24 protein-coding genes are annotated in these 23536 nt (G+C 59.4%); 23 read left to right on the top strand and 1 reads right to left on the bottom strand.

The features are described from left to right. Positions 1–13: 13 nt before the first annotated feature. The 17 genes from fliF (at position 14) to flhB (ending at position 15136) form a co-directional block, all read left to right on the top strand. Entirely contained in the window at positions 14–1801 is a 1788-nt protein-coding gene (fliF, locus tag BK659_RS01005) for a flagellar basal-body MS-ring/collar protein FliF (RefSeq protein WP_123423329.1), read from the top strand. Continuing rightward, the gene (gene fliG / locus BK659_RS01000; protein WP_019692390.1) at positions 1794–2813 is read left to right on the top strand and encodes a flagellar motor switch protein FliG; all 1020 of its coding nucleotides are present in this window, start codon (positions 1794–1796) and stop codon (positions 2811–2813) included. The genes fliF and fliG overlap by 8 nt, the downstream gene beginning before the upstream one ends. Before the next feature lie 4 nt (positions 2814–2817). Next, on the top strand, positions 2818–3627 hold the full coding sequence (gene fliH / locus BK659_RS00995; protein ID WP_123423328.1) for a flagellar assembly protein FliH: 810 nt from the start codon (positions 2818–2820) through the stop codon (positions 3625–3627). Beyond that, positions 3617–4975: a flagellar protein export ATPase FliI gene (gene fliI, locus BK659_RS00990; protein ID WP_123423327.1), complete on the top strand. Its 1359-nt coding sequence runs from the start codon at positions 3617–3619 to the stop codon at positions 4973–4975. Before fliH ends, fliI begins: the two co-directional genes overlap by 11 nt. A 6-nt stretch (positions 4976–4981) precedes the next feature. After that, positions 4982–5431: a flagellar export protein FliJ gene (gene fliJ, locus BK659_RS00985; RefSeq protein ID WP_123423326.1), complete on the top strand. Its 450-nt coding sequence runs from the start codon at positions 4982–4984 to the stop codon at positions 5429–5431. 177 nt (positions 5432–5608) lie between these two features. After that, the gene (locus BK659_RS00980; protein ID WP_123423325.1) at positions 5609–5917 is read left to right on the top strand and encodes an STAS domain-containing protein; all 309 of its coding nucleotides are present in this window, start codon (positions 5609–5611) and stop codon (positions 5915–5917) included. 5 nt (positions 5918–5922) lie between these two features. Then, complete coding sequence (locus BK659_RS00975) at positions 5923–7629, top strand: fused response regulator/phosphatase (protein ID WP_123423324.1); 1707 nt, start codon at positions 5923–5925, stop codon at positions 7627–7629. Positions 7630–7659: 30 nt separating this feature from the next. Beyond that, a complete protein-coding gene (locus tag BK659_RS00970; RefSeq protein WP_123423323.1) occupies positions 7660–8004 on the top strand; it encodes an Hpt domain-containing protein in 345 nt (114 codons plus the stop codon). Between the two features lie 105 nt (positions 8005–8109). Next, on the top strand, positions 8110–9492 hold the full coding sequence (locus BK659_RS00965) for a flagellar hook-length control protein FliK (protein WP_123423322.1): 1383 nt from the start codon (positions 8110–8112) through the stop codon (positions 9490–9492). Positions 9493–9723: 231 nt separating this feature from the next. After that, a complete protein-coding gene (gene fliL / locus BK659_RS00955) occupies positions 9724–10224 on the top strand; it encodes a flagellar basal body-associated protein FliL (RefSeq protein WP_071551276.1) in 501 nt (166 codons plus the stop codon). Positions 10225–10233: 9 nt separating this feature from the next. Then, entirely contained in the window at positions 10234–11202 is a 969-nt protein-coding gene (gene fliM, locus BK659_RS00950) for a flagellar motor switch protein FliM (RefSeq protein WP_010456950.1), read from the top strand. A gap of 68 nt (positions 11203–11270) precedes the next feature. After that, a complete protein-coding gene (gene fliN, locus BK659_RS00945) occupies positions 11271–11732 on the top strand; it encodes a flagellar motor switch protein FliN (RefSeq protein ID WP_123423321.1) in 462 nt (153 codons plus the stop codon). Next, complete coding sequence (gene fliO, locus BK659_RS00940) at positions 11733–12164, top strand: flagellar biosynthetic protein FliO (RefSeq protein ID WP_123423320.1); 432 nt, start codon at positions 11733–11735, stop codon at positions 12162–12164. Beyond that, positions 12164–12913 carry a flagellar type III secretion system pore protein FliP gene (gene fliP / locus BK659_RS00935; RefSeq protein ID WP_071551272.1) on the top strand — a complete coding sequence of 250 codons (750 nt, stop codon included), beginning with the start codon at positions 12164–12166 and terminating at the stop codon, positions 12911–12913. The genes fliO and fliP overlap by 1 nt, the downstream gene beginning before the upstream one ends. A gap of 24 nt (positions 12914–12937) precedes the next feature. Continuing rightward, positions 12938–13207 carry a flagellar biosynthesis protein FliQ gene (fliQ, locus tag BK659_RS00930; RefSeq protein WP_123423319.1) on the top strand — a complete coding sequence of 90 codons (270 nt, stop codon included), beginning with the start codon at positions 12938–12940 and terminating at the stop codon, positions 13205–13207. Positions 13208–13210: 3 nt separating this feature from the next. Next, positions 13211–13993, top strand: a complete 783-nt coding sequence (gene fliR / locus BK659_RS00925) for a flagellar biosynthetic protein FliR (RefSeq protein WP_123423318.1) — start codon at positions 13211–13213, stop codon at positions 13991–13993. A 3-nt stretch (positions 13994–13996) separates the two neighbouring features. Further along, positions 13997–15136, top strand: a complete 1140-nt coding sequence (gene flhB / locus BK659_RS00920) for a flagellar biosynthesis protein FlhB (RefSeq protein ID WP_123423317.1) — start codon at positions 13997–13999, stop codon at positions 15134–15136. A gap of 1098 nt (positions 15137–16234) precedes the next feature. Here flhB and BK659_RS00915 read toward each other — a convergent pair. Next, a complete protein-coding gene (locus BK659_RS00915; RefSeq protein WP_123423316.1) occupies positions 16235–16522 on the bottom strand; it encodes a DUF3077 domain-containing protein in 288 nt (95 codons plus the stop codon). A gap of 487 nt (positions 16523–17009) precedes the next feature. On the opposite strand from BK659_RS00915, the gene flhA reads away from it, so the two are divergent. From flhA to BK659_RS00885, 6 genes are all read left to right on the top strand, one after another. Further along, entirely contained in the window at positions 17010–19139 is a 2130-nt protein-coding gene (gene flhA, locus BK659_RS00910; RefSeq protein WP_123423315.1) for a flagellar biosynthesis protein FlhA, read from the top strand. An 11-nt stretch (positions 19140–19150) separates the two neighbouring features. Beyond that, on the top strand, positions 19151–20482 hold the full coding sequence (gene flhF / locus BK659_RS00905) for a flagellar biosynthesis GTPase FlhF (protein ID WP_123423314.1): 1332 nt from the start codon (positions 19151–19153) through the stop codon (positions 20480–20482). A 114-nt stretch (positions 20483–20596) separates the two neighbouring features. Beyond that, the gene (fleN, locus tag BK659_RS00900) at positions 20597–21427 is read left to right on the top strand and encodes a flagellar synthesis regulator FleN (RefSeq protein ID WP_019692370.1); all 831 of its coding nucleotides are present in this window, start codon (positions 20597–20599) and stop codon (positions 21425–21427) included. Next, positions 21424–22164 carry an RNA polymerase sigma factor FliA gene (fliA, locus tag BK659_RS00895; RefSeq protein ID WP_007894214.1) on the top strand — a complete coding sequence of 247 codons (741 nt, stop codon included), beginning with the start codon at positions 21424–21426 and terminating at the stop codon, positions 22162–22164. Before fleN ends, fliA begins: the two co-directional genes overlap by 4 nt. Before the next feature lie 166 nt (positions 22165–22330). Next, entirely contained in the window at positions 22331–22702 is a 372-nt protein-coding gene (locus tag BK659_RS00890) for a chemotaxis response regulator CheY (RefSeq protein ID WP_008006721.1), read from the top strand. A 31-nt stretch (positions 22703–22733) separates the two neighbouring features. After that, positions 22734–23522: a protein phosphatase CheZ gene (locus BK659_RS00885; protein ID WP_123423313.1), complete on the top strand. Its 789-nt coding sequence runs from the start codon at positions 22734–22736 to the stop codon at positions 23520–23522. Positions 23523–23536: the final 14 nt, after the last annotated feature.

Raw genomic sequence — 23536 nt, 5'->3', positions numbered from 1 at the left:
GAAGTATTGAGTCATGGCAGAAGCAGTCGCCGATAACGTTCCGGCCAAGGCCACACCTGTCGACGGAAAACCGCCGTTGTTTGGTCTGTCCTTCCTGGAAAACCTTTCCGAGATGACCATGCTGCGTCAGGTGGGCCTGTTGGTTGGCCTGGCTGCAAGCGTGGCGATTGGTTTTGCCGTGGTGCTGTGGTCGCAGCAACCCGACTATCGGCCGCTGTACGGCAGCCTTGCCGGTATGGACGCCAAGCAGGTCATGGCAACCCTGGCCGCCGCCGACATTCCCTACACGATTGAACCCAACTCCGGTGCCTTGCTGGTCAAGGCCGATGATGTGGCGCGTGCGCGGCTCAAGCTCGCCGCTGCTGGCGTCACTCCCAGCGACGGCAACATCGGTTTTGAAATCCTCGACAAGGATCAGGGTCTGGGGACCAGTCAGTTCATGGAAGCGACCCGTTATCGTCGCGGCCTTGAAGGTGAGCTGGCGCGGACCATTTCCAGCCTGAACAACGTCAAGGGTGCCCGTGTGCACCTGGCCATTCCGAAAAGCTCGGTATTCGTGCGTGACGAACGCAAGCCAAGCGCATCGGTACTGGTTGAGCTGTATTCCGGTCGTTCACTGGAACCGGGACAGGTTCTGGCCATTATCAATCTGGTGGCGACCAGTGTTCCCGAGTTGAGCAAGTCGCAAATCACCGTCGTCGACCAGAAGGGCACCTTGCTCTCCGATCAGGCGGAAAACTCCGAACTGAGCATGGCCGGCAAGCAATTCGATTACAGCCGCCGCATGGAAAGCATGCTCACCCAGCGCGTGCACAATATTTTGCAACCGGTGTTGGGCAACGATCGCTACAAGGCTGAAGTCTCCGCCGACGTGGACTTCAGCGCGGTCGAGTCGACCTCGGAGCAATTCAACCCGGATCAGCCGGCGCTGCGCAGCGAGCAGTCGACGTCCGAACAGCGTACTGCCAGCAACGGCCCGCAAGGTGTTCCCGGTGCTCTGAGCAATCAGCCGCCTGCGCCTGCCTCCGCGCCGCAAACCACCGGTGGTTCGAGCGCTTCTGCTGGCATGGTGCAGCCAGGTCAGCCGCTGCTTGATGCCAACGGTCAGCAAATCATGGACCCGGCAACCGGTCAGCCGATGCTGGCGCCGTATCCGGCGGACAAGCGTCTGCAATCCACCAAAAACTTCGAACTCGACCGTTCCATCAGCCACACCAAACAACAGCAGGGCCGTTTGAGTCGCCTGTCGGTTGCGGTCGTTGTGGATGATCAGGTCAAGGTCAACCCGGCCAACGGTGAAACCACTCGTACGCCTTGGAGCACCGATGATTTGGCGCGCTTCACGCGTCTGGTGCAGAGCGCCGTCGGTTTTGACGCCAGCCGTGGCGACAGTGTCAGCGTGGTCAACGTGCCGTTCTCGGCCGAGCGTGGCGAAGTCATCGCCGACATCCCGTTCTACTCGCAACCCTGGTTCTGGGATGTGGTGAAACAGGTTCTCGGGGTGTTGTTCATTCTGGTGCTGGTGTTTGGCGTGCTGCGTCCGGTGCTCAACAACATCACCGGCGGCGGCAAAGGCAAGCAACTGGCGGGTCTGGGCAGCGATGTCGAGCTCGGCGGCATGGGCGGTCTGGACGGCGAACTGGCCAACGATCGCGTCAGTCTCGGCGGCCCGCAAAGTATTCTGCTGCCTAGCCCGAGCGAAGGCTATGACGCACAGTTGAACGCAATCAAGAGTCTGGTGGCCGAAGATCCGGGTCGTGTGGCTCAGGTCGTGAAAGAGTGGATTAACGCAGATGAGTGATAACCGAGCCGCTATCGCCAAACTCAGCCGGGTCGACAAAGCCGCGATTCTGCTGCTGTCCCTGGGTTCAACCGATGCTGCGCAAGTGCTGCGCCACATGGGGCCTAAAGAGGTCCAGCGTGTGGGTGTGGCCATGGCGCAGATGGGCAACGTGCACCGTGAGCAGGTCGAGCAGGTGATGAGCGAGTTCGTCGACATCGTCGGTGATCAGACCAGCCTCGGCGTCGGCTCCGATGACTATGTGCGCAAGATGCTCACCCAGGCGCTGGGCGAAGACAAGGCCAACGGCCTGATCGACCGTATTCTGCTGGGTGGCAATACCAGTGGTCTGGACAGCCTGAAATGGATGGAGCCGCGTGCGGTGGCGGACGTGATCCGTTACGAGCACCCGCAGATCCAGGCGATCGTCGTGGCCTATCTCGATCCGGATCAGGCTGGCGAAGTGCTCGGCAACTTCGACCATAAAGTGCGGCTGGATATTATTTTGCGGGTCTCGTCGCTGAACACCGTGCAGCCGGCGGCCCTGAAAGAGCTGAACCAGATTCTCGAGAAGCAATTCTCCGGCAACTCCAATGCCGCGCGCACCACCCTGGGTGGTATCAAGCGTGCAGCCGACATCATGAACTTCCTCGACAGCTCGATCGAAGGTCAACTGATGGACTCGATCCGCGAAGTCGACGAAGACCTGTCCGGTCAGATCGAAGACCTCATGTTCGTGTTCAACAACCTGTCCGATGTCGACGACCGTGGAATTCAGGCGTTGCTGCGCGAAGTTTCCTCGGACGTGCTGGTGCTGGCCCTCAAGGGCTCGGACGAAGGCGTCAAGGAAAAGATCTTCAAGAATATGTCCAAGCGTGCGGCCGAATTGCTGCGCGACGACCTGGAGGCCAAGGGCCCGGTACGCGTCAGCGATGTGGAAACCGCACAGAAAGAAATCCTCACCATTGCCCGCCGTATGGCCGAAGCCGGAGAAATCGTTCTCGGCGGGAAGGGCGGCGAGGAAATGATTTAACGCTATGGCATCCAAGAGTGATGAGTCGCCCACCGACCTGATCCGTGCGCGCGATGTCGGTGGTTTTGATCTCTGGTCGTTGCCCAGCTTCGACCCGTACGTCCCGGAGCCTGAACCCGAGCCTGAGCCCGAACCGCCGGAGATGGAAGAAGTGCCGCTGGAGGAAGTCCAGCCACTGACCCTCGAAGAGCTCGAAAGCATTCGTCAGGAAGCCTACAACGAAGGCTTCGCCACCGGCGAGAAAGAAGGTTTTCACAGCACCACGCTCAAGGTTCGTCAGGAAGCTGACGTGGCCCTGAGCGCGAAGCTTGCCAGCCTTGAATTGCTGATGGGCAATCTGTTCGAGCCGATTGCCGAGCAAGATACGCAGATCGAGAAATCCCTGGTCGGTCTGGTTCAGCACATCGCCAAACAGGTGATTCAGCGCGAACTGGCCATCGACTCGATGCAAATCGAACACGTCATGCGCGAAGCCTTGAAGTTGCTGCCATTGGGCGTCGGGAATGTGCGCCTGTACATCAATCCGCAGGACTTCGAGCAGGTCAAGGCATTGCGCGAGCGCCATGAAGAGACCTGGCGCATCGTCGAAGACGAAGCCATGTTGCCGGGCGGGTGCCGGGTCGAAACCGAGCACAGCCGCATCGACGCGACAGTCGAAACCCGTATCACGCAAATCATGGCCAAGCTGTTCGATCAGTTGCACGATCAGGCGCTGCATCCGGCCGAGGCGGATTTGACGCTGGAACTTCCGGTCAGCGAAAAACCCTCTGCCGCACTGCTTGATCCTGAACTGGAAACCGTTGATGCGCCTTGATCGCACCAGCTTCGGCAAGCGCTTGAGTACTTACGCGCACGCCACCGAGTTGCCCGGTCAACCGATCCTCGAAGGGCGCTTGCTGCGCATGGTGGGCCTGACGCTTGAAGCTGAAGGCTTGCGTGCTGCCATGGGCAGCCGCTGTATGGTGATCAACGACGACAGTTATCACCCGGTACAGGTCGAAGCCGAAGTCATGGGCTTCTCTGGCAGTAAAGTATTTCTGATGCCGGTCGGCAGTGTCGCCGGCATTGCTCCAGGCGCCAGGGTTGTACCCTTGGCCGACACCGGCCGCTTGCCGATGGGCATGAGCATGCTCGGGCGCGTACTCGATGGCGCCGGCCGTGCACTGGACGGCAAGGGCGGGATGAAAGCCGAAGACTGGGTGCCGATGGACGGTCCGACCATCAACCCGCTCAAGCGTGATCCCATCAGCCAGCCGCTGGACGTGGGCATTCGCTCCATCAACGGATTATTGACAGTCGGTCGCGGCCAGCGCCTCGGTCTTTTCGCCGGCACCGGTGTCGGCAAGAGTGTGCTGCTGGGCATGATGACCCGCTTCACCGAGGCCGACATCATCGTGGTCGGGCTGATCGGCGAACGGGGGCGTGAGGTCAAGGAGTTCATCGAACACATTCTCGGTGAGGAGGGGCTCAAGCGCTCCGTGGTGGTTGCGTCTCCGGCGGATGATGCGCCACTGATGCGTTTGCGCGCTGCCATGTATTGCACGCGAATCGCCGAGTATTTCCGCGACAAGGGCAAGAATGTTCTGTTGCTGATGGACTCCCTGACCCGTTTTGCTCAGGCACAGCGAGAAATCGCCCTGGCCATTGGTGAGCCGCCAGCGACCAAGGGTTATCCGCCGTCAGTATTTGCCAAGCTGCCGAAACTGGTTGAGCGCGCCGGTAATGCCGAGGCGGGCGGCGGTTCGATCACCGCGTTTTATACCGTGTTGTCCGAAGGCGACGATCAGCAGGACCCGATCGCCGACGCCGCGCGGGGTGTGCTCGACGGGCACATTGTGCTGTCGCGCCGTCTGGCGGAAGAGGGGCACTACCCGGCGATCGACATCGAGGCGTCCATCAGTCGGGTCATGCCGTCGGTGGTCACTGCGGATCACATGATGCGTGCGCAGTACTTCAAGCAGCTCTGGTCGCGTTACCAGCAAAGTCGCGACCTGATCAGCGTCGGCGCCTACGTGGCGGGCGGCGATCGGGAAACCGATCTGGCGATCTCGTTGCAGCCACAATTGGTCAAGTACCTGCGTCAGGGCCTGAACGACAGCATCAGCCTGGGTGAGAGTGAGGCGTATCTTGCTTCGATCTTCGCCCCGGCGGCTGGCGGCTAACACCTCATGGCCCGGAGCCGGTCAGCGCGTCTGGCGCCCGTGGTCGACATGGCTGAAAAGGCCGAAAAGACCGCCGTCCAGCGCCTGGGGCACTTCCAGGGCCAGGTGCGCTTGGCCGAGAGCAAGCTCGCCGACCTCGAAAACTTTCGCCTCGAGTACCAGGAGCAATGGATCGAGCGCGGCAGCCATGGCGTCTCGGGACAATGGTTGTTGGGGTATCAGGGCTTTCTCGCGCAGTTGGGGACCGCTATCGATCAGCAGCGCCAAAGCCTGGCCTGGCACCAAAACAACCTGAACAAGGCGCGTGAAGCCTGGCAGCAGGCTTTTGCCCGGGTTGAAGGGTTGCGCAAACTGGTGCGGCGTTACATCGATGAAGCCCGCCAACTCGAAGACCGGCGCGAGCAGAAGCTGCTCGACGAGCTTTCCCAGCGTTTGCCGCGCCACGACCCGTATTGAGAGCGTTGGTTTCAAAAGATCGTCCGAACGCGGCCCGAGCCTTCGGCAGCTCCTACGGGATCGGGTTTGCATGCGGTCAATGTAGGAGCTGCCGAAGGCTGCGATCTTTTAACCTTGCTCACGCTCCCCGCAAGTGCTAAACCTTCTACACGTTGCCAATGACAGGGAAGCCGTAACATGTCAGTCGTTACAGAAGTATCGCCGGATGGGCAAAAACTCACGATTTCGGTCAAGGGGCGGTTCGATTTCGCCAAGCATCAGGAATTTCGTGACTCCTACGAGCGCCCTGACGGGCAGATGCCAAACTCGGTGGTGGTCGACTTGAAGGAAGCGACCTACCTCGACAGTTCGGCGCTGGGTATGTTGCTGTTGCTGCGTGATCACGCCGGTGGCGACAACTCTGATATTCGCGTCGTCAACAGCAGTTCCGATGTGAAGAAAATCCTCGCCATCTCCAATTTCGACAAGTTGTTCGACATCAGTTGACCGTCATGTCGACGCTGCCCGAGCCACTGACGGTGCTGATCGCTGAAGACAGCGCGGCCGATCGCTTGCTGCTGTCGAGTATTGTCCGTCGTCAAGGGCATGAGGTGCTGACGGCGGCCGACGGTGCAGAGGCGGTCGAGCTGTATCGGCAGCAGCGTCCGCAACTGGTGCTGATGGACGCGATGATGCCGGTGATGGACGGTTTCGAAGCCGCGCGGCAGATCAAGCTGCTGGCTGGCGAAACCCTGGTGCCGATCATCTTCCTGACATCGCTGACAGAAAGCGAGGCCCTGGCGCGTTGCCTGGAGGCGGGTGGTGACGACTTTCTGGCAAAACCTTATAACCGGGTGATCCTGGGCGCCAAAATCAAGGCGATGGACCGCTTGCGGCGGTTGCAGGCGACAGTCCTGGAGCAGCGCGATCTGATTGCCAGGCACCATGAGTACCTGCTCAATGAGCAGCGGGTGGCCAAGGCGGTGTTCGACAAGGTCGCTCACTCCGGTTGCCTGAGTGCCCCCAACATCCGTTACTCACAATCCCCCTACGCACTGTTCAACGGCGATCTGTTGCTGGCGGCATTCACTCCGGCCGGTGACATGCATGTGCTGCTGGGGGATTTCACCGGTCATGGCCTGCCGGCGGCGGTCGGCGCCATGCCGCTGGCGGAAGTGTTCTATGGCATGACCGCCAAGGGTTACGGTCTGGCGGAAATGCTGCGCGAAATGAACGCCAAGCTCAAACGTATCCTGCCGGTGGATATGTTCTGTTGCGCGACCCTGTTGTGCCTGAGTTTTCAGCGCCGCTCGGTGGAAGTCTGGAACGGCGGTATGCCGGATGGCTATCTGCATCACACTGCCAGCGGCAAGCGCACCACGTTGCTGGCGCGGCATCTGCCGCTGGGTGTATTGAGCTCGCAAACCTTTGATGATCGCACCGAAGTGTTCTCGATGAGCCTCGGCGACCGGGTATTCCTGTTGTCGGACGGCGTGATCGATACCTGTGATGCCAATGAGCAACTGTTTGGTGTCGAGCGATTAGAGCGGGTATTTGCCGACAACCGCCAGCCAGAACGGTTGTTCGAGGAGATTGAACAAGCGTTGCGGGATTTTCGGGGCGAGGCGCGTGATGACGTCAGCATGGTTGAGGTCAGTCTGCTCGAGGCCGCACAAGTCAGTCCTCCGGCGATAGTCTATTCCGACAGTGGCCAGTCCTCTCCGCTGGACTGGTCGGTGAGTTTCGAGTTTCGTGCGGACACGCTCAAGCGCTTTAATCCGATGCCTTATCTATTGCAGCTGTTGGTTGAAGTGCATGGGTTGCGGGCGCAAAGCGCGACACTTTACAGTGTGCTGGCTGAGCTCTATTCCAATGCACTGGAGCACGGTGTGCTGGGACTCGATTCGAGTATCAAACGCGATGCCGCCGGGTTTGCGCAATATTACGAGCAGCGCAATGCGCGTCTGGAGGCGCTTGAGGATGGCTACCTGCGGGTGCATATGCAGCTGTCGCCGCAAGGTGCGGGTGGCTGTCTGGTGGTTGAAGTTGAAGACAGTGGCGCGGGGTTCGACGTGCAACGGGTCATGGCTCGACCTGTCGACAGTGGCTGCTTGTCAGGTCGCGGGGTGAGTCTGGTCCGCCAATTGTGCCGCAACGCCAGTTGGTCGGATGACGGCCGGCGTGCCCGCGTGGAGTTTTCCTGGGGGGCTCAGGCATAATCCGCACATTCTTGATCAAGGAGCGAACAAGTGACTGACATTCATCTGGATCACGACGTACTGGGTGCGCTGCAAGAAGTAATGGAAGATGAGTACCCAACGCTTCTGGATACCTTTCTTCAGGACTCCGAAGAGCGTTTGACTCAATTGCACAAAACCCAGGACCCTGATCAATTGCTCAGTACTGCCCACAGCTTCAAGGGCAGTAGCAGCAACATGGGCGCCAGGCGTCTGGCTGAGTTGTGCGGTGAGCTGGAACTGCGAGCCAGGGAAAAACAGACCTTCGGCATCGAAAAGCTGGTAGGCGAGATTGACGGAGAGTTCGCCATCGTCCGGCGCCTGTATCGTGAAGAGCGCCAGCGTTTTCATTGCTGAACGCATCATCGGCGCAGGTTTTTTCAGCGCCTGATCAAACTTGGCTCGAGCCTTGCAGTTCTGTTTCTCGACTGTACCTACGATCCCAGTGCAGCGGAGACCGTTATGCCCCTCGCCCCGAACTCGCTTCTTCAGGCTGCCTCGCAGGCCAAAACTCAGGCTGCGTCTGCCAACGTGTCTGTCAATGCCCCGGCAGCGCCTGTAGAGCCCAGGGATAAGGCCGCAAGCTTTTCTCAGGTCTACGCCAAACAGTCGCAAGCGACTCCTGCGTCAAGTGCCGACGGGGCGGGCAAGTCTGCGCGTGACAAAGTGGCGGATAACTCCGGCAAAAAGGTATCGCCTGACAACAAGTCTGCCGCCTCGCAACCGACGGTTGCCGATAACGGCAAATCCTTGCCCGCCGACAAGCCGGCGGATACCGTCGGCGATAAGGCCGCAAGCGCCGACGCAAAGGTCACGGATACTCCGGTGGCGGATAGCGCTCCGGTCGACCCTGCTCTTGATCCGGCGCTAGCGCAGGCGGTGCAACCGGCGCCGATGCCAGTGCCCGCACCAGACCCGCAAACACCGCCAGTGGTCACTCAGGCTCAGCCCCTGCCTCAGGTCGACGCAGCGCTTACGGCTGCGGTGACGCCTCTGCCGGCTGCGCCCGCTACACCTGCGGCCGCGACTGATCCCTCGTTCGATCCTGCATCCGATCCCTTGGACGCGATGCCGACCTTGCGTCTGGCGCTGGAGCAAAGTGGTCACGTGTCGGCTTCCAGTCAGTCCCCGACAAAAGCGGCGCCGGATCAGACCGATAGTGAGCCAACCGCGGCGCAGAACTTTGCCAACGGCATGGCAAGCATGCTTGACGTGCAAACCAGCAAGGACAGCACCAGCCAGGGGGGTGAAAAGTCCTTCAGCGGTTTGATCGATGATGGACTCAAGGATCTGAAGTCGGCGACCAGCGACACGCGCGTTGATGATTTTGCCAACCGTCTGGCGGCGCTGACCCAGGCCGCCACACCGAAGACCGCGAATGCATTGCCGGTGAATCAACCGATCGCCATGCATCAGAGCGGCTGGACCGAAGAGGTGGTCAATCGGGTCATGTACCTGTCGAGCGCCAACCTCAAGGCTGCCGATATTCAGCTTCAGCCGGCGGAATTGGGTCGCCTGGATATTCGGGTGAACATGGTTCCCGATCAGCAGACTCAAGTGACCTTCATGAGCGCTCACGTTGGTGTGCGTGAAGCGCTGGACAGTCAGATGCATCGTCTGCGCGACATGTTTGCCCAGCAAGGCATGGGGCAGGTCGACGTCAATGTCTCCGACCAGTCTCGCGGCTGGCAAGGGCAGCAGCAGGCTCAGCAGGGGCAGGGCGGGCCCGCCAGTGCCAATGGTGGTCGCCTCTCGGCGGATGAAGAGTTGCCGGTGAGCGTGGCTGAAGCGGCTGCCAACACCACCAGTGTCATCGGCTCCAGTGCGGTCGACTACTACGCCTGACCAAGCGTCAAACCCTGTGGGAGCGAGCTTGCTCGCGATGAGGCCTTAACAGTCGATATCTTTGTGGACTGTTACACCGCTATCGCGAGCAAGCTCGCTCCCACACTGGTCTTGTAGTGTTTTTTGGATTGCGCTCAATCCCCACCATCCCCCTTCTGACACTTCTGGCATAACACTTGCTCTTGCCTTGCCGTGCAACTGTGAAAACTCGAATAGTGACGGATTATTGGCATGGCGAAGAGCGAAGCAGCAGTGAAAGACCCCGCCGGGAAAGGCAAACTCAAGCTTATTCTCGTGATTGTGCTGGCCGTGCTGCTGGCGATCGGCCTGTCGGTGGGCGCGACCTGGTACTTCATGCACAGCGCTCAGAGCAAGCCTGCGCCAGCGGCCGAAGCCGCCAGCAACGTCAAGCCAGCGGCGATTTATGAGCCAATGGCTCCAGCCTTTGTCGCCAATTACAACCAGAATGGCCGTCAACGCTACATGCAGGTGAGCATTACCCTGCAGGCGCGTAATCAGGCGGATCTGGATGCGCTGAAAGTGCATATGCCGGTGATTCGCAACAACCTGGTCATGCTGTTCTCGGGGCAGAGTTTCGACACCCTGGCGACGCCGGTCGGTCAGGAAATGCTGCGCCAGAAAGCCACTGCCAGTGTGCAGGAAGTGGCGCAGAAGGAAGTCGGCAAAGTCGTTATCGACCAGTTGCTCTTTACCAATTTCGTACTGCAGTAGGAACACGACATGGCCGTGCAGGACCTGCTGTCCCAGGATGAGATCGATGCGCTGTTGCATGGTGTCGATGACGGTCTGGTACAGACCGACAACGCTGCTGAACCGGGCAGTGTCAAAAGCTATGACCTGACCAGTCAGGATCGCATCGTCCGTGGACGCATGCCGACCCTGGAAATGATCAACGAGCGGTTTGCCCGTTACACGCGTATCAGCATGTTCAATATGCTCCGGCGTTCGGCAGACGTTGCCGTGGGTGGCGTGCAGGTAATGAAGTTCGGCGAATACGTGCACTCGTTGTACGTACCGACCAGCCTCAACCTGGTCAAGATCAAGCCGTTGCGCGGTACCGCGCTGTTCATCCTTGACGCCAAGCTGGTGTTCAAGCTGGTGGATAACTTCTTCGGCGGTGACGGTCGTCACGCCAAGATCGAAGGCCGTGAATTCACTCCGACCGAATTGCGCGTCGTGCGCATGGTGCTGGAACAGGCCTTCGTCGACTTGAAAGAGGCCTGGCAGGCGATCATGGAAGTCAACTTCGAGTACATCAACTCGGAAGTGAACCCGGCCATGGCCAACATCGTGGGGCCGAGCGAGGCGGTGGTGGTCTCGACCTTCCACATCGAACTCGATGGCGGTGGTGGCGATCTGCACGTGACCATGCCGTACTCGATGATCGAGCCGGTCCGCGAAATGCTCGATGCCGGCTTCCAGTCGGACCTCGACGATCAGGACGAACGTTGGGTCAACGCCCTGCGTCAGGACGTGCTGGACGTTGACGTTCCGATCGGTGCCACGGTTGCCCGTCGCCAATTGCGCCTGCGGGACATTCTGCACATGCAGCCGGGTGATGTGATCCCGGTCGAGATGCCGGAAGAAATGATCATGCGCGCCAACGGCGTGCCGGCCTTCAAGGTCAAGATGGGTTCCCACAAGGGCAACCTGGCGTTGCAAGTGATCGAGCCGATCGAGCGCCGCTGATCGGCGCTCGTACACCTTCGCTTTTAAATGACGGCTCCAATTGAATGGCTGCCCGCCGAGGACAAATGATGGCTAACGATATGAATACCCAGGACGACCAGGCTCTGGCTGATGAGTGGGCTGCGGCCCTTGAAGAGACGGGTGATGCCGGGCAGGACGACATTGATGCCTTGCTGGCCGCCGATGCAGCGACTTCGTCGTCCTCCAGCCGTCTGGCGATGGAAGAATTCGGCAGCGTGCCGAAGAACAACGAGCCGGTGACCCTTGATGGTCCTAACCTGGATGTGATTCTGGATATCCCGGTGTCGATCTCCATGGAAGTCGGCAGCACCGATATCAACATTCGCAACCTGCTGCAGCTCAACCAGGGCTCGGTGATCGAGCTTGACCGTCTGGCCGGCGAACCGCTGGACGTACTGGTCAACGGCACGCTCATCGCTCACGGCGAAGTGGTGGTGGTCAACGAGAAGTTCGGCATCCGCCTGACCGACGTGATCAGCCCAAGCGAACGCATCAAGAAGCTGCGCTGAGTGAAGGCGTTTCTCGGCGTATTGCTGACCTTGCCGCTCAGTGCGTGGGCGGCAGAACCGGTAGCAGCGGTCGCGACACCTGCAATCAGCGCCGGCGTGACCGGGCAGTTGACTCAGTTGGTGCTGGGTTTGCTGCTGGTGCTGGGCCTGATCTTTTTCCTCGCCTGGTTATTGCGCCGCGTTCAGCAGGCGGGTCCTGCCGGCAAGGGGCAAGTGATCGAGCTGATCGGCTCGCGCGCCCTTGGGCCGCGTGATCGTCTGGTACTGGTGCAAGTCGGCAACGAGCAGATTCTGCTCGGGCTGACCCCCGGCACTATCACTCCGTTGCATGTGCTCAAAGAGCCGGTACAAGTGCCGAGCGCCGAGCAGGCGACCCCCGAGTTTGCCCAGCGCCTGATGGAGTTGTTGGGTAAAGATAAGGATAAGAAGTAATGCCGTTGCGCATCCTGTTGACGTTGGTCCTGATGCTGGCCGCGCCGTTGGCGTTCGCCGCCGACCCGTTGTCGATTCCGGCGATCACCTTGGGCACGAACGCCAATGGCGCTCAGGAATATTCGGTCAGCCTGCAAATCCTGCTGATCATGACCGCGCTGAGCTTCATTCCGGCGTTCGTCATGCTGATGACCAGCTTCACCCGGATCATCATCGTTTTCTCGATCCTGCGTCAGGCCCTGGGCTTGCAACAGACGCCGTCGAACCAGATCCTCACCGGCATGGCGCTGTTTCTGACCATGTTCATCATGGCGCCGGTCTTTGATCGGGTGAATCAGGACGCCTTGCAGCCTTATCTGGCCGAGAAGCTGACGGCTCAGGATGCGGTGGCCAAGGCGCAAGTGCCGATCAAGGACTTCATGCTGGCGCAGACCCGCAGCAGCGACCTTGAGCTGTTCATGCGTCTGTCCAAGCGCACCGACATCGCGACGCCGGATCAGGCACCGCTGACCATTCTGGTGCCGGCCTTCGTCACCTCGGAGCTGAAAACCGCATTCCAGATCGGCTTCATGATCTTCATTCCGTTCCTGATCATCGACCTGGTCGTTGCCAGTGTGCTGATGGCCATGGGCATGATGATGCTCTCGCCACTGATCATTTCGCTGCCGTTCAAGATCATGCTGTTCGTGCTGGTGGATGGCTGGGCATTGATCATCGGTACGCTGGCGAGCAGTTTCGGTGGTGTTTAGAACCTTGTGGGCGGGTAGGGCGATATGACTCCTGAAGTTGCGGTAGACCTGTTCCGTGAAGCGCTTTGGCTGACCACCATGATGGTCGCCATACTGGTGATTCCGAGTTTGCTGGTGGGGTTGCTGGTGGCGATGTTCCAGGCTGCCACGCAGATCAACGAACAGACCCTGAGCTTCCTCCCGCGTTTGCTGGTGATGCTGGTGACCCTGATCGTCGCCGGCCCTTGGCTGATACAAACGTTCATGGAATACATCCTGCGCTTGTACAGCAGTATTCCGCAGTTGATCGGCTAAGCCATGTCGTTGCTGGCGCTAACTGACGCGCAAATCAGTACCTGGGTGGCAAGCTTCATGCTGCCGCTATTTCGGGTCGGCGCAGTGCTGATGACCATGCCGGTCTTCGGCACGACCCTGATGCCCAGGCGTATTCGGATGTATTTCGCACTGGCGATAACGGTGGTCATCACGCCGGGCCTGCCGCCGATGCCGCAGGTCAATCCGCTGGATTTGAGTGGTCTGCTGCTGATTGCCGAACAGATCCTCATTGGCGCGCTGCTGGGGTTCTCCTTGCAGCTGTTCTTTCAGGCGTTCGTGGTCGCCGGGCAGATCATTTCAATCCAGATGGGCATGGGCTTCGCGTCCATGGTCGACCCTACCAACGGCGTGTCGGCGGCCGTTATCGGACAGTTTTTGACGATGCTGGTGACGCTGCTGTTTCTCGGCATGAATGGCCATCTGGTGGTGTTTGAAATCCTCACGGAAAGCTTCACGACCCTGCCGGTGGGCAGTGGCATGCTGGTCAATCATTTCTGGGAAATGGCCGGCAAAATGGGTTGGGTGCTGGGGGCCGCGCTGCTGCTGGTATTGCCGGCAATCACTGCGCTGCTGGTGGTCAACATTGCCTTTGGGATCATGACCCGCGCGGCACCGCAACTGAATATCTTCTCTATCGGTTTTCCGCTGACCCTGGTGTTGGGCCTGGTGATTTTCTGGGTCACCCTGGGGGATATTCTCAATCAGTACCAACCGTTGGCTGTCGAGGCTTTGCAGTTGTTGCGCGATATGGCACAGGCGCGCTGAGTCATGGCGGAGAGCGAGAGCGGTCAGGACAAGACAGAAGACCCCACGGACAAGCGCAAAAAGGACTCCCGTGAAAAGGGCGAGATCGCTCGCTCCAAAGAGCTCAATACCTTGGCGGTGATGCTGGCCGGGGCGGGAGCGCTGTTGATTTACGGCGGTGGGCTGGCGCTGGACTTGCTGGAAATCATGCGCCTGAACTTCTCCCTGCCTCGTGAAGTGGTGCTCACTCCGGGTGCCATGGGCCTGTATCTGCTGAACTCGGGCAAGATCGCGATTCTCGCAGTGCAGCCGGTGCTGCTCTCCTTGCTGCTGGCGGCGATCATTGGTCCGATTTCCCTGGGTGGCTGGCTGTTCGCGGGCAGTAGCCTGGCGCCGAAGTTCAGTCGAATGAACCCGGCCAATGGCCTCAAGCGGATGTTTTCCTCCACGGCGTTGATCGAGTTGCTCAAGGCTCTGGCAAAGTTCCTGCTGGTGCTGTTCGTCGCGCTGAGCGTGCTGCGCTCGGACATCGACGATTTGCTGCGAATCGCCCATGAGCCGCTGGAGCAGGCGATTATCCACAGCGTGCAACTGGTGGGCTGGAGCACGTTATGGATGGCCTGCGGGCTGATTCTGATCGCGGCGGTCGATGTGCCGGTTCAGTTGTACCAGAGTCACAAGAAACTACTGATGACCAAGCAGGAAGTGCGCGACGAGCACAAGGATCAGGAAGGTCGCCCGGAGGTCAAGCAGCGGATTCGCCAGTTGCAGCGTGAGATGTCCCAGCGGCGGATGATGGCGGCCATTCCTGAGGCCGACGTGGTCATTACCAACCCGACCCACTACGCGGTGGCGCTCAAGTACGACCCGGAGAAGGGTGGCGCGCCGATGCTGGTCGCCAAGGGTAACGACTTCCTGGCGCTGAAGATCCGCGAAATAGCAGTGGCTAATGAGGTCTTGCTGCTTGAGTCGCCGGCTCTGGCGCGTTCGATCTACTATTCCACCGAGCTTGACCAGGAAATTCCTGGTGGGCTCTATCTGGCGGTCGCCCAGGTACTGGCCTACGTCTATCAGATTCGTCAGTACCGCGCCGGCAAGGGCAAGCGGCCGGATCCACTCAAGGACGATTTGCCGATTCCACCGGATCTGCGCCGCGATTCTTGACCGGCTCATCTCTTGGCGGCGTACGCCGATCAAAATTGTGGGAGCTGGCTTGCCTGCGAAGGCGGCCTGACAGCCGACCAACCTCCTACAGATGTACATCAATCAAAACTGTGGGAGTTGGCTTGCCTGCGATGGCTGCCTGACAGCCGACCAATCTTTCGCAGATGTACACCAATCAAAACTGTGAGAGCTGGCTTGCCTGCGATGGCGGCCTGACAGCCGACCAATCTCCCGCAGATGTACACCAATCAAAACTGTGGGAGCGAGCTTGCTCGCGATGGCGGCCTGACAGCCGACCAACCTCTTGCAGATGTACACAGTTCAACTGTGGGAGCGAGCTTGCTCGCGAAGGCGGCCTGACAGCCGACCAACCTCTTGCAGATGTACACAGTTCAACTGTGGGAGCGAGCTTGCTCGCGAAGGCGGCCTGACAGCCGACCAACCTCTTGCAGATGTACACAGTTCAACTGTGGGAGCGAGCTTGCTCGCGATGGCGGCCGGACAGCCGGCCAATCTCTTGCAGGTGTACATATCCATTCCTGCGGTAACGGCCACTTAGGGTTTCGCCTGACGGCGACTCACTTTTTTTACAAGCGCCTAAAAAAAGTAAGCAAAAAAACGCTCGCCCCAAGCGTCCGGCCCCTCGCCTAGGCTCGGCGTTCCCTCGCTCCGGTGTCCATCAGGGGGCATCGCCTACGGTCTGCTTCGCGACGACCTCCTCTCGATGTGTCCGGCTGCGCCGTACGGCGCTGCGCGCCCACCCCCTGCTGAGCACCTCCACTCGGCCTCCCGACGGGGCGGGTGGATCAAGATCAAGAGCAAAGCACGGCGGCCTGACAGCCGGCCTGAGTGGTTGGGGTGTGCCACTTCGTGGAGGGTGGGTGATATCTGTAGGAGCTGCCGAAGGCTGCGATCTTTTGATCCTGGCGGCCTGACAGCCGACCTGTCTTTCGTGGATGTACACAGATCAAACTGTGGGAGCGAGCCTGCTCGCGAAGGCCGCGCCGCGGTGTATCAGGAGAATTGCTAATAGCCGTTTGAGCTGATGACCAAACACCTGAAAGCCCCGTCTTCAAGAGAAAGGCGGGGGCTTTTTATTCAATCGCGATTATTACCTGGCGCCCCCAGCACCTTCACCACGTCATCGATCACCGCCTTACTCATCTCCTGCAAATAATGCGATGCCCAGGCATAACGGTCCTTACCGCGTTCCATCGCTGCATCTTCGGCCAGCATCTTGGAGAGGTGGAGGAGGTCGGAGACGTGGGACAAGGCAGTGAGCAGAGGGACGCCACTGTTGACGCGGAACAGGGCTTGATCGTTGTGGATGGAGAAGGGGGTGAGTCCGGCGGTTTTTAAATCGTGGAGGTGCGAAGATTTGTTCATGGTGAGGTTCTCGTTTACTGGTTAGAGCTGCCTCGTTTACTCATCAGGTTTCCACGCCCGGTCGCTGATTTGGCAGCGACCACCGAAGACTAGCGATGCCACTTCCGAGGGGCAACCTTGAAAACCTGTCGGACGTTTCCCTGTGTTTCGCCGTCCTGTGGCTGTTTCAGGGAATGCGCGCTGAATGTTCCGGTCTACCCCCGTAGCAGCTGGCGAAGCCTGCGTTCGGCGACGTAGTCGTCGTAAAATCATGTGGCGCGGCGTGCTTGATTCACCGCGTTAGCTGGGTTTACGACCGCTTCGCGGCCGAACGCAGGCTTCGCCAGCTGCTACGGATCGCGTTGATGATCGTTCCCGCGCGGTCTATCTGTTGTCTTTCAAACCTTGTATTCCCACCCCCCCCGCAAAAGTTGGAAGGCTTCTTGCAATAGCCCGCCTGCGCCCGCTTCAGGCGTCAAAAGTTTGCTTCAAGGAACGGGGAATACCGGTGGATCGCTCTCAGTTAATCAACAGTGCCCGCAGCAACCTGGCAGACCTCAGTCGAGGCAATCTGGGTGTGCCGCTGTTGCTGTTGGTCATGCTGGCAATGATGATGTTGCCGGTCCCGCCGTTCCTGCTCGACGTGTTCTTCACCTTCAACATTGCGCTGTCGATTGTCGTGCTGCTGGTCTGTGTCTACGCCTTGCGGCCATTGGACTTCGCGGTGTTCCCGACCATTCTGCTGGTCGCCACATTGTTGCGACTGGCGTTGAACGTGGCCTCGACCCGGGTGGTCATGCTCCACGGTCAGGACGGCCATGCCTCCGCTGGCAAGGTGATTCAGGCTTTCGGTGAGGTGGTGATCGGCGGTAACTACGTGGTTGGTATCGTGGTCTTCGCGATTTTGATGATCATCAACTTCGTCGTGGTGACCAAGGGTGCCGGGCGGATTTCCGAGGTCAGCGCGCGCTTTACCCTTGATGCGATGCCAGGCAAGCAGATGGCTATCGATGCCGACTTGAACGCCGGCCTGATCGATCAGCCCGCCGCCAAGCTGCGCCGTATGGAAGTCGCCCAAGAGGCCGAGTTCTATGGTTCGATGGACGGTGCCAGCAAGTTCGTGCGCGGTGACGCCATCGCCGGCCTGCTGATTCTGTTCATCAACCTGATTGGTGGTATGGCGGTCGGGATTTTCCAGCACGGCATGACCTTCGGTGATGCCGGCAAGGTTTACGCACTGTTGACCATCGGTGACGGTTTGGTGGCGCAATTGCCATCACTGCTGCTGTCGACCGCTGCGGCGATCATGGTGACCCGTGCTTCCGGTTCGGAAGACATGGGCAAACAGATCAATCGGCAGATGTTCGCTTCGCCAAAAGCGTTGGCGGTGGCGGCCGGTTTGATGGCGGTCATGGGCCTGGTGCCGGGCATGCCGCACTTCTCGTTTCTCAGCATGGCGGCCGTGGCCGCGGGTGCCGCGTATCTGTTCTGGAAGAAACAAAACATCGTCAAGGTTCAGGCTCTGGAAGAGGTCAAGCGCCAGCAGGAGCTGCTGCCATCGCCGGCGCGAGCCATGGAAACCAAAGAGCTGGGCTGGGATGACGTGACCCCGATCGACATGATCGGCCTGGAAGTCGGTTACCGGCTGATTCCGCTGGTGGATCGCAACCAGGGTGGTCAGTTGCTGGCGCGGATCAAGGGCGTGCGCAAGAAGCTTTCCCAGGATCTGGGCTTTCTGATGCCGACGGTGCACATTCGCGACAACCTCGACCTGGCGCCGAGTGCTTACCGCCTGACCTTGATGGGGGTAATCCTCGCCGAGGCGGAGATTTATCCGGATCGCGAGCTGGCGATCAATCCGGGGCAGGTCTACGGCACACTCAATGGCATTACCGCCAAAGATCCGGCCTTTGGGCTGGAGGCGGTCTGGATCGAAATCAGTCAGCGTCCGCAAGCGCAGTCTCTGGGGTACACCGTGGTCGATGCCAGCACGGTGGTGGCGACTCACCTCAACCAGATTCTGTACAAGCACTCCAGTGAGCTGATCGGCCACGAAGAAGTTCAGCAGCTCATGCAGTTGCTGGCCAAAAGTTCGCCAAAGCTGGCCGAAGAGCTGGTGCCGGGCGTTGTTTCGCTGTCGCAACTGCTCAAAGTGCTGCAAGCCTTGTTGGCCGAACAGGTTCCGGTTCGCGACATTCGCAGCATTGCCGAGGCCATCGCGAACAATGCTTCCAAGAGTCAAGATACTGCCGCTCTGGTGGCCGCCGTCCGCGTTGGCGTATCGCGCGCTATCGTCCAAAGCATTGTAGGCACTGAGTCCGAGCTGCCTGTGATCACCTTGGAGCCAAGGTTGGAACAAATATTGCTCAATAGTCTTCAGAAGGCAGGACAAGGCTCGGAAGAGGGCGTTCTGCTGGAGCCAAGCATGGCAGAGAAGCTGCAACGCTCGTTGATCGAAGCCGCGCAGCGTCAGGAGATGCAAGGTCAACCGGTGATTCTGCTGGTAGCGGGTCCGGTACGCGCGATGCTCTCGCGGTTCGGACGTCTGGCAGTCCCGGGGTTGCATGTGTTGGCGTATCAGGAAATCCCTGACAACAAGCAAGTGACCATCGTTGCGACAGTAGGGCCCAACGGCTGAGGTAGTGGTTTATGCAAGTTAAGCGTTTTTTCGCCGCCGATATGCGTCAGGCCATGAAGCTGGTTCGCGATGAGCTGGGCGCTGATGCCGCCATTATCGGCAATCGCCGGATCGCCGGTGGTGTCGAGCTGACGGCTGCCCTGGATTACAAGCTGTCAGCGCTGGCCCCGCGTGTGCCGAACATTGAACTCGAAGACGAGTTGCGCAAGACCCAGTCGCGGATTGTCACGGCTCAGGCTGAGTTGAGCCTGCGTGGCGACGGTGAGAGTGACGCGAGCGCCGGCACCAATCGCCAGCTGTTCGCCGGCTTGCCGCTGACCGCTGCGGAGCCTTTGATCGAGCCGACCTTCGCTGAGCGGCCGCGTCCTGCGCCAGCGCCTGCGCCGTCCGCCGGGGTAGACCCGCGAGCGTTCGACTCGATGCGTTTCGAGCTCAATGGGCTGCGCGAATTGCTGGAAGTGCAGTTGGGCTCGCTGGCCTGGAACCAGCTGCAAGGCAGTCGCCCGCAGCAAGCCAACCTCTGGCGTCGCCTGCAACGCATTGGCCTGTCCGGCCCGCTGTCGCGCGATCTGCTGGAGTTGATTACTGAAATTGAAGAGCCTCGTCAGGCCTGGCGCATGCTGTTGGCGCACCTGGCGCGGATGATCGTCACCCCCGAGATCGAACCGCTGGAAGAGGGCGGCGTGATTGCCATGGTCGGCCCTGCCGGCATGGGCAAGACCACGACGCTGGCCAAGCTGGCCGCACGTTACGTGCTCAAGTACGGCGCGCAGAACATCGCGCTGGTGAGCATGGACAGCTACCGCATCGGTGCTCAGGAACAACTCAAGACTTTGGGGCGTATCCTCAATGTCTCGGTGACTCACGTCGACCCGGGCCAGTCCCTGGCGCAAGCCCTTGATCCGCTGCTGCGCAAGCGTGTGGTGTTGATCGACACCGCCGGCCTGCAAGCCAGTGATCCGGCGTTGCGCATGCAGCTGGAAAGCCTGGCCGGTCGCGGGATCAAGTCGAAGAATTATCTGGTGCTGGCCACTACCAGCCAGAAACAGGTGCTGACTGCCGCTTATCACAGTTACAAGCGGTGCGGGCTGGCAGGCTGCATCCTGACTAAACTGGATGAAACAGCGAGTCTGGGCGAAGTGTTGAGCCTGGCGATCAGTCACGAATTACCTGTCGCTTATCTGACCGATGGGCCACGGATTCCAGATGATCTACATTTACCGCGCCGGCATCAGTTGGTCAGTCGCGCCGTAAGCGTGCAGATGCAGGAAGAACCCAGCGAAGAAGCCATGGCTGATATGTTCGCTGACCTCTACCACAGCCCGACCAAGCGCGTCGGCTGAGGTAATAATGAATAGATTTGTATCTACATCGATGGCCTGCCATGCATTGTTCCGAAGTGAGCGCGCAGCCAGTCATGTAGCCCGCGTCTAAGCAAGACAAGGTAAAGAACGAACATGGGCAGCATGCATCCCGTACAGGTGATCGCAGTGACCGGCGGCAAAGGTGGCGTCGGGAAGACTAATGTGTCAGTGAACTTGTCCCTGGCTCTTGCTGAGCTCGGCCGGCGCGTCATGCTGTTGGACGCCGATCTGGGGCTGGCGAACGTCGACGTCCTGCTGGGGCTCACGCCCAAGCGTACGCTGGCCGACGTCATCGAAGGCCGCTGTGAGCTGCGCGATGTATTACTTCAGGGGCCGGGCGGAATTCGTATTGTTCCAGCAGCGTCCGGTACCCAGAGCATGGTTCACCTCAGTCCAGCCCAGCATGCTGGCCTGATTCAGGCATTCAGCGACATTGGCGACAACCTCGACGTATTGGTCATCGACACGGCGGCGGGTATTGGTGAGTCGGTCGTCAGTTTTGTTCGCGCGGCCCAGGAAGTGTTGCTGGTGGTTTGCGACGAGCCGACGTCGATCACTGACGCCTACGCGCTGATCAAACTGCTCAACCGCGATTACGGCATGAACCGCTTCCGCGTGCTGGCCAACATGGCGCAAAGCCCGCAGGAAGGACGAAATCTGTTCGCCAAGTTGACCAAGGTCACGGACCGCTTCCTCGACGTCGCCTTACAATACGTCGGTGCGGTGCCTTACGACGAATGCGTACGCAAGGCTGTGCAGAAACAACGCGCCGTGTATGAAGCCTTTCCTCGTTCCAAATGTGCGCTGGCGTTCAAGGCCATCGCGCAGAAAGTCGATACCTGGCCGCTGCCTGCCAATCCGCGTGGGCATCTGGAGTTTTTCGTCGAGCGTCTGGTGCAGCAAACTGCGGGTCCGGTTCTATGACAGCCAGCGGTTATAACCTGTACAAGAAGTCGGCGCGTGACGCGCAGTACGAACTGATCGAGCGTTACGCACCACTGGTAAAACGGATTGCCTATCACCTGTTGGCGCGCTTGCCGGCCAGTGTTCAGGTCGAAGACCTGATCCAGGCGGGAATGATCGGTTTGCTTGAAGTGTCGACCAAATACGACGCGAGCAAAGGTGCGAGTTTCGAGACGTACGCGGGGATCCGTATCCGTGGTGCGATGCTCGATGAAGTCCGCAAGGGTGACTGGGCGCCACGCTCGGTCCACCGCAATACCCGGATGGTGAGTGACGCGATTCGCTCAATTGAAGCTAAAACCGGGCGTGACGCTAAAGATCACGAGGTTGCGGCCGAACTCCAATTGAGTCTCGACGATTATTACGGGATTTTGAATGACACCTTGGGCAGTCGCCTGTTCAGCTTCGACGATCTGTTGCAGGACGGCGAGCATGAAGGGCTGCACGAGGATGGCGCGAGTGCTCATCTCGAACCGTCGCGCGACCTGGAAGATGAACGCTTCCAGGCTGCACTGGCGGATGCGATTGCCAATTTGCCGGAGCGTGAGCGACTGGTGTTGGCGCTGTACTACGACGAAGAGCTGAACCTCAAGGAAATCGGTGAGGTCCTGGGGGTCAGCGAATCGCGGGTCAGCCAGTTACACAGCCAGTGCGCGGCCCGTTTGCGGGGGCGTTTGGGGGAGTGGCGAGCGCGCTGACAGCAGTGTGGGGACACTGCGAACGAAACAGGCATGGCGTAACGCTGTGCCGGTCTCAATCCGTTGTGCTCCAGACAGTCGTTGAGTGCTCTGCCTGATTGATTGAATGGCGCGTCCAGGTGCTGGGCGCGTTTAAGACTGCTTGGAGGTCGAATTGGACAAGAACATGAAAATCCTCATCGTTGATGACTTCTCAACGATGCGGCGGATCATTAAGAACCTGTTGCGTGACCTTGGGTTCACCAACACGGTCGAGGCGGACGACGGTATTACCGCCATTCCCGTCCTCAACAGCGGGAGCATCGACTTTCTGGTAACGGACTGGAACATGCCTGGCATGACCGGTATCGATCTGCTGCGCCATGTGCGCGCCGATGAAAAACTTAAGCATCTTCCGGTACTGATGGTCACTGCCGAAGCCAAGCGCGAGCAGATCATCGAAGCCGCTCAAGCCGGTGTAAACGGCTATGTGGTCAAACCCTTCACGGCCCAGGCGTTGAAAGAAAAGATCGAAAAAATATTCGAACGCATCGGTTGATGTGCGGAGCCACTGCGCCACGGGGGGAGCTATGGAGCAAAGAGAATCTTCACAGGGCGATTTCGAATCGACCCTGAAAAAACATGCCCAGGAACTGGTCGAAAGCCTTGAAAAGGGCAGGTTCGGCGACGCTGTGCAACTGATCCATGAGCTCAATCAGACCCGTGACCGCGGCCTGTACCAGGAAGTGGGCAAGCTCACTCGTGAACTGCATAGCGCGATCGTCAATTTTCAGATTGACCCGCACATGCCGCAAGCCGAGGAAGTCTCGCAGATCACGGATGCTACCGAGCGCCTGTCCTATGTGGTCAAGCTGACTGAGGCGGCCGCGAACCGCACCATGGACCTGGTCGAGAACAGCACTCCGCTGGTCAATGGTCTGAGCACCGATGCCCAGGCCTTGAGCACGGACTGGGGGCGCTTCATGCGTCGCGAAGTCGGTGCCGAAGAGTTCCGCGAGCTGGCCCGGCGTGTCGACGCTTTCCTGACGCGTAGCGTCGAGCAGACTCAGGTCGTCTCGGGCAACCTCAACGATATTCTGCTGGCTCAGGATTACCAGGATCTAACCGGTCAGGTGATCAAGCGCGTGACCCAATTGGTCACCGAAGTCGAAAGCAACCTGCTCAAGCTCGTGCTCATGGCCAGTCAGGTCGACCGCTTTGCGGGCATCGAACATGACCATGAAGCGATGCTGGCTGAAAAAGATCCGCAAAAACATCTCTCGCAGGGTGAAGGTCCGCAGATTCATGCCGATAAACGAGAAGACGTTGTGTCCGGTCAGGACGATGTAGACGATTTGCTTTCCAGCCTTGGATTCTAGGAGCACCCATACAC

The organism is Pseudomonas brassicacearum (assembly GCF_003732225.1).
GTDB classification, from domain to species: Bacteria; Pseudomonadota; Gammaproteobacteria; order Pseudomonadales; family Pseudomonadaceae; genus Aquipseudomonas; species Aquipseudomonas brassicacearum_E.
This window is presented reverse-complemented; position numbering and strand designations above follow the sequence as displayed.